We start from the raw sequence: 5,094 nt of genomic DNA, 5'->3' as shown, positions 1-5,094 counted from the left end.
ATCGACCGGACCACCTACAAGGCCACCATCAGCATCAACATGCTCACAACCGACCCTTGACACGGCCCAGACCGCCCTAACTGAACGGCGTTGCCCCTAGGGGACGGGGGGCTGGCCCTACCCCGCACGGTCCGGGCCCGAGGCAACCGGGATCAGGGAGAGACGGCGGTCGCGACGATGGCGATGATCACGAAGATGGCGAGGAACGAGCCGAAGACCATCAGCATCTTCTTCTGGCTGTTCTTCGGGTTGGGGTCGAGCACAGGCTGCATGGCCCCAGTTTCGCACCTTCGTCCCGCGCGAACGCGCCGGGGGCGCCTCAGCGCGTCGCCTCGTCCTCCACGGTGCGGTCCCGGCCCGCCACCCAGCCCACCACCATCTGCGGGATCATGAGGCCGCACATGAGCGCGATGGGCACGCCCCAGCCGCCGCTGCTCTGGTTCAGGACCCCGACCAGCAGCGGCCCGGGGATGGATATCAGGTAGCCCGTGCTCTGGGCGAACGCCGACAGCTGGGCCACACCGGCGCCGCTGCGGGCCCGCATGCCGACCATGGTGAGGGCCAGCGGGAAGGCGCAGTTCGAGACGCCGAGCAGCACGGCCCAGGCCCAGGCTCCGCCGGCCGGTGCCAGGTACAGGCCCGCGTATCCGGCGAGGCCGCACACGCCGAGCGCGAGGACGATGGGGCCCTGGTGGGGCAGCCGGGTGGCCAGGCGCGGGATGACGAAGGCCAGCGGTACGCCCATCACCATGGTGACGGCGAGCAGCAGTCCGGCGGTGCCGGCGGACACGCCCGCGTCGCGGAAGATCTGCGCCATCCATCCCATGGTGATGTAGGCGGCGGTGGCCTGGAGTCCGAAGAAGACCGCCAGCGCCCAGGCGGTACGGCTGTGGGTGATCCGCAGGGCCGGGGCCTCCTCGCGCGCGGACGTCCCGGCGGCGGGCGTCTGCCCGGACTCCTGGGGCGTCTGTCGTCCGGCGTCCTGGGCGGCGGGTGCCGCGCCGCGGTCGCGGACCAGCGGCAGCCACGGGAGGACGGCGGCCAGGGCGATCACCGCCCACACGGCCAGACCCGGCTGCCAGTCACCGCCGAGCGCGTTGGTCAGCGGCACGGTCGCGGCGGCGGCGGTCGAGGTGCCGAGAGCGAGGGCCATCGAGTACAGGCCGGTCATCGAGCCGACCCGGTCGGGGAACCAGCGCTTGACGATGACGGGCATCAGGACGTTGCTGACGGCGATGCCCATGAGGGCGAGGGCGCTGGCGGCCAGGAACCCGGCCGTGCCGCCGGCGTAGGGGCGGACGAGCAGTCCGGCGCCGATCGCGGCCATGCCCGCGCACACCACGGCGGCGGGCCCGAAGCGGCGCGCGAGCCGGGGTGCCATGACACCGAAGACGGCGAAGCAGAGCGGGGGCACGGAGGTGAGCACCCCGGCCACGCTGCCGCTCATCCCGAGCCCGTCGCGGACCTCTTCGAGGAGGGCGCCGAGGCTGGTGATGGCGGGGCGCAGGTTCAGCGCGGACAGCACGATGCCGATGACGACCAGGCGCGTCGCCCACGCGCGCGTGGCGGGCGTCCGGGGTGCGGGGGCGGCCGCGGGCGCCCGGTCGGCGGCGGTCGCGGCCGGGTCGTGCCGCTCGGTCGGTGACGTCGGCGTCCGGGTTGTTTCCTCACGTGCCATGAGGCCCATCATAGAATGATGGGATGATTGACTGTCCAGTCCGTCCATGGTCCGGGACCCCGCTCCCGGGCCACGCCCGCGAAGGTGTGCCATGCCTCTGAGCCATCCGCGCCGCTCGGTGCTGTCCGAGCAGGTCATCGCGGCCCTGCGGAGCCAGATCGCCTCGGGCGAGTGGCCGGTCGGCTCGCGCATCCCGACCGAGCCCGAACTGGTGGAGCAGCTCGGCGTCGCCCGCAACACGGTCCGCGAGGCGGTTCGCGCGCTCGCCCACAACGGCCTGCTGGACATCCGCCAGGGGTCCGGCACGTACGTCGTGGCCACCAGTGAGCTGGCGGGTGTGATGCAGCGCCGGTTCGCCGGCGCGGACCCGCGACACATCGCCGAGCTGCGTTCCACGCTGGAGTCGGCCGCGGCGAAGCTGGCCGCCACGAGGCGCGGCGAGAAGGACCTCAAGCAGCTCGACGCGCTGCTCGTGCGCCGGGAGGAGGCGTGGGAGACCGGGGACGCGGAGGCGTTCGTGGCGGCGGACGCCACCTTCCACCTGGCGGTGGTGGCCGCCTCGCACAACGACGTCATGACGGCGATGTACGCGGACCTGGGCGAGGTCCTGCGGGACGCGCTGCGCGCCGACGTGGGCGCGGAACTGAGTGCGCGGGCGCACATGGACCACACGCCGCTGGTCGACGCGATCCGCGTGGGCGACGCGGAGGCCGCCGCCGCCGAGGCCGCGAGCTACCCGTTCCAGTGCCGTCCGGGGTGGGTCGCCCCGGCCGGGCGGGGGTGAGGCGTACCGAGCGGAACCCCCAAAGGGCTGGGCGGCCCGGCGCGGAACGGCTCGGCCCGGTCCGCCTCGTCCGCGCGCACACGCGCGCGTGTGCGCGCGGACGAGGCGGACCGGGCCGAGCCGTTCCGCGCCGGGCCGCCCAGCCCTTTGGGGGTTCCGCTCGGTACGCCTCACCCCCGCCCGGCCGGGGCGACCCACCCCGGACGGCACTGGAACGGGTAGCTCGCGGCCTCGGCGGCGGCGGCCTCCGCGTCGCCCACGCGGATCGCGTCGACCAGCGGCGTGTGGTCCATGTGCGCCCGCGCACTCAGTTCCGCGCCCACGTCGGCGCGCAGCGCGTCCCGCAGGACCTCGCCCAGGTCCGCGTACATCGCCGTCATGACGTCGTTGTGCGAGGCGGCCACCACCGCCAGGTGGAAGGTGGCGTCCGCCGCCACGAACGCCTCCGCGTCCCCGGTCTCCCACGCCTCCTCCCGGCGCACGAGCAGCGCGTCGAGCTGCTTGAGGTCCTTCTCGCCGCGCCTCGTGGCGGCCAGCTTCGCCGCGGCCGACTCCAGCGTGGAACGCAGCTCGGCGATGTGTCGCGGGTCCGCGCCGGCGAACCGGCGCTGCATCACACCCGCCAGCTCACTGGTGGCCACGACGTACGTGCCGGACCCCTGGCGGATGTCCAGCAGGCCGTTGTGGGCGAGCGCGCGAACCGCCTCGCGGACCGTGTTGCGGGCGACGCCGAGCTGCTCCACCAGTTCGGGCTCGGTCGGGATGCGCGAGCCGACCGGCCACTCGCCCGAGGCGATCTGGCTCCGCAGGGCCGCGATGACCTGCTCGGACAGCACCGAGCGGCGCGGATGGCTCAGAGGCATGGCACACCTTCGCGGGCGTGGCCCGGGAGCGGGGTCCCGGACCATGGACGGACTGGACAGTCAATCATCCCATCATTCTATGATGGGCCTCATGGCACGTGAGGAAACAACCCGGACGCCGACGTCACCGACCGAGCGGCACGACCCGGCCGCGACCGCCGCCGACCGGGCGCCCGCGGCCGCCCCCGCACCCCGGACGCCCGCCACGCGCGCGTGGGCGACGCGCCTGGTCGTCATCGGCATCGTGCTGTCCGCGCTGAACCTGCGCCCCGCCATCACCAGCCTCGGCGCCCTCCTCGAAGAGGTCCGCGACGGGCTCGGGATGAGCGGCAGCGTGGCCGGGGTGCTCACCTCCGTGCCCCCGCTCTGCTTCGCCGTCTTCGGTGTCATGGCACCCCGGCTCGCGCGCCGCTTCGGGCCCGCCGCCGTGGTGTGCGCGGGCATGGCCGCGATCGGCGCCGGACTGCTCGTCCGCCCCTACGCCGGCGGCACGGCCGGGTTCCTGGCCGCCAGCGCCCTCGCCCTCATGGGCATCGCCGTCAGCAACGTCCTGATGCCCGTCATCGTCAAGCGCTGGTTCCCCGACCGGGTCGGCTCGATGACCGGCCTGTACTCGATGGCCCTCGCTCTCGGCACCTCGACCGCCGCCGCCGCGACCGTGCCGCTGACCAACGCGCTCGGCGGTGACTGGCAGCCGGGTCTGGCCGTGTGGGCGGTGATCGCCCTGGCCGCCGTCCTCCCGTGGCTGCCGCTGGTCCGCGACCGCGGCGCGGCACCCGCCGCCCAGGACGCCGGACGACAGACGCCCCAGGAGTCCGGGCAGACGCCCGCCGCCGGGACGTCCGCGCGCGAGGAGGCCCCGGCCCTGCGGATCACCCACAGCCGTACCGCCTGGGCGCTGGCGGTCTTCTTCGGACTCCAGGCCACCGCCGCCTACATCACCATGGGATGGATGGCGCAGATCTTCCGCGACGCGGGCGTGTCCGCCGGCACCGCCGGACTGCTGCTCGCCGTCACCATGGTGATGGGCGTACCGCTGGCCTTCGTCATCCCGCGCCTGGCCACCCGGCTGCCCCACCAGGGCCCCATCGTCCTCGCGCTCGGCGTGTGCGGCCTCGCCGGATACGCGGGCCTGTACCTGGCACCGGCCGGCGGAGCCTGGGCCTGGGCCGTGCTGCTCGGCGTCTCGAACTGCGCCTTCCCGCTGGCCCTCACCATGGTCGGCATGCGGGCCCGCAGCGGCGCCGGTGTGGCCCAGCTGTCGGCGTTCGCCCAGAGCACGGGCTACCTGATATCCATCCCCGGGCCGCTGCTGGTCGGGGTCCTGAACCAGAGCAGCGGCGGCTGGGGCGTGCCCATCGCGCTCATGTGCGGCCTCATGATCCCGCAGATGGTGGTGGGCTGGGTGGCGGGCCGGGACCGCACCGTGGAGGACGAGGCGACGCGCTGAGGCGCCCCCGGCGCGTTCGCGCGGGACGAAGGTGCGAAACTGGGGCCATGCAGCCTGTGCTCGACCCCAACCCGAAGAACAGCCAGAAGAAGATGCTGATGGTCTTCGGCTCGTTCCTCGCCATCTTCGTGATCATCGCCATCGTCGCGACCGCCGTCTCTCCCTGATCCCGGTTGCCTCGGGCCCGGACCGTGCGGGGTAGGGCCAGCCCCCCGTCCCCTAGGGGCAACGCCGTTCAGTTAGGGCGGTCTGGGCCGTGTCAAGGGTCGGTTGTGAGCATGTTGATGCTGATGGTGGCCTTGTAGGTGGTCCGGTCGAT

Annotated in this window: 6 protein-coding genes; 3 read left to right on the top strand and 3 right to left on the bottom strand. The window is 73.7% G+C overall.

Translation table 11 applies throughout. From position 1 onward, the window contains the following. Positions 1-152: 152 nt before the first annotated feature. Together ACFC02_RS41610 and ACFC02_RS41605 are read right to left on the bottom strand one after the other, a co-directional pair. Positions 153-272: an SGM_5486 family transporter-associated protein gene (locus tag ACFC02_RS41610; protein WP_376368071.1), complete on the bottom strand. Its 120-nt coding sequence runs from the start codon at positions 270-272 to the stop codon at positions 153-155. A gap of 47 nt (positions 273-319) precedes the next feature. Continuing rightward, positions 320-1,678 (bottom strand): CynX/NimT family MFS transporter, encoded by a 1,359-nt coding sequence (locus ACFC02_RS41605; protein WP_376368073.1) that lies wholly within the window; start codon positions 1,676-1,678, stop codon positions 320-322. Positions 1,679-1,769: 91 nt separating this feature from the next. Between ACFC02_RS41605 and ACFC02_RS41600 the strand changes: the two genes are divergently transcribed. Continuing rightward, a complete protein-coding gene (locus ACFC02_RS41600; RefSeq protein WP_376368075.1) occupies positions 1,770-2,462 on the top strand; it encodes a FadR/GntR family transcriptional regulator in 693 nt (230 codons plus the stop codon). A 170-nt stretch (positions 2,463-2,632) separates the two neighbouring features. Here ACFC02_RS41600 and ACFC02_RS41595 read toward each other — a convergent pair whose 3' ends face one another. Further along, a complete protein-coding gene (locus ACFC02_RS41595) occupies positions 2,633-3,325 on the bottom strand; it encodes a FadR/GntR family transcriptional regulator (protein WP_376368075.1) in 693 nt (230 codons plus the stop codon). A 91-nt stretch (positions 3,326-3,416) separates the two neighbouring features. Between ACFC02_RS41595 and ACFC02_RS41590 the strand changes: the two genes are divergently transcribed. Then, positions 3,417-4,775, top strand: coding sequence for a CynX/NimT family MFS transporter (locus tag ACFC02_RS41590; RefSeq protein ID WP_376368073.1), 1,359 nt, complete (start codon positions 3,417-3,419; stop codon positions 4,773-4,775). A 47-nt stretch (positions 4,776-4,822) separates the two neighbouring features. Then, positions 4,823-4,942, top strand: coding sequence for an SGM_5486 family transporter-associated protein (locus ACFC02_RS41585; RefSeq protein ID WP_376368071.1), 120 nt, complete (start codon positions 4,823-4,825; stop codon positions 4,940-4,942). Positions 4,943-5,094 lie beyond the last annotated feature (152 nt).

The organism is Streptomyces sp. NPDC056160 (assembly GCF_042268205.1).
Taxonomy (GTDB): domain Bacteria; phylum Actinomycetota; class Actinomycetes; order Streptomycetales; family Streptomycetaceae; genus Streptomyces.
The sequence above is the reverse complement of the archived record's forward strand: the minus strand, read 5'-3'. Positions and strand labels throughout refer to the sequence as shown.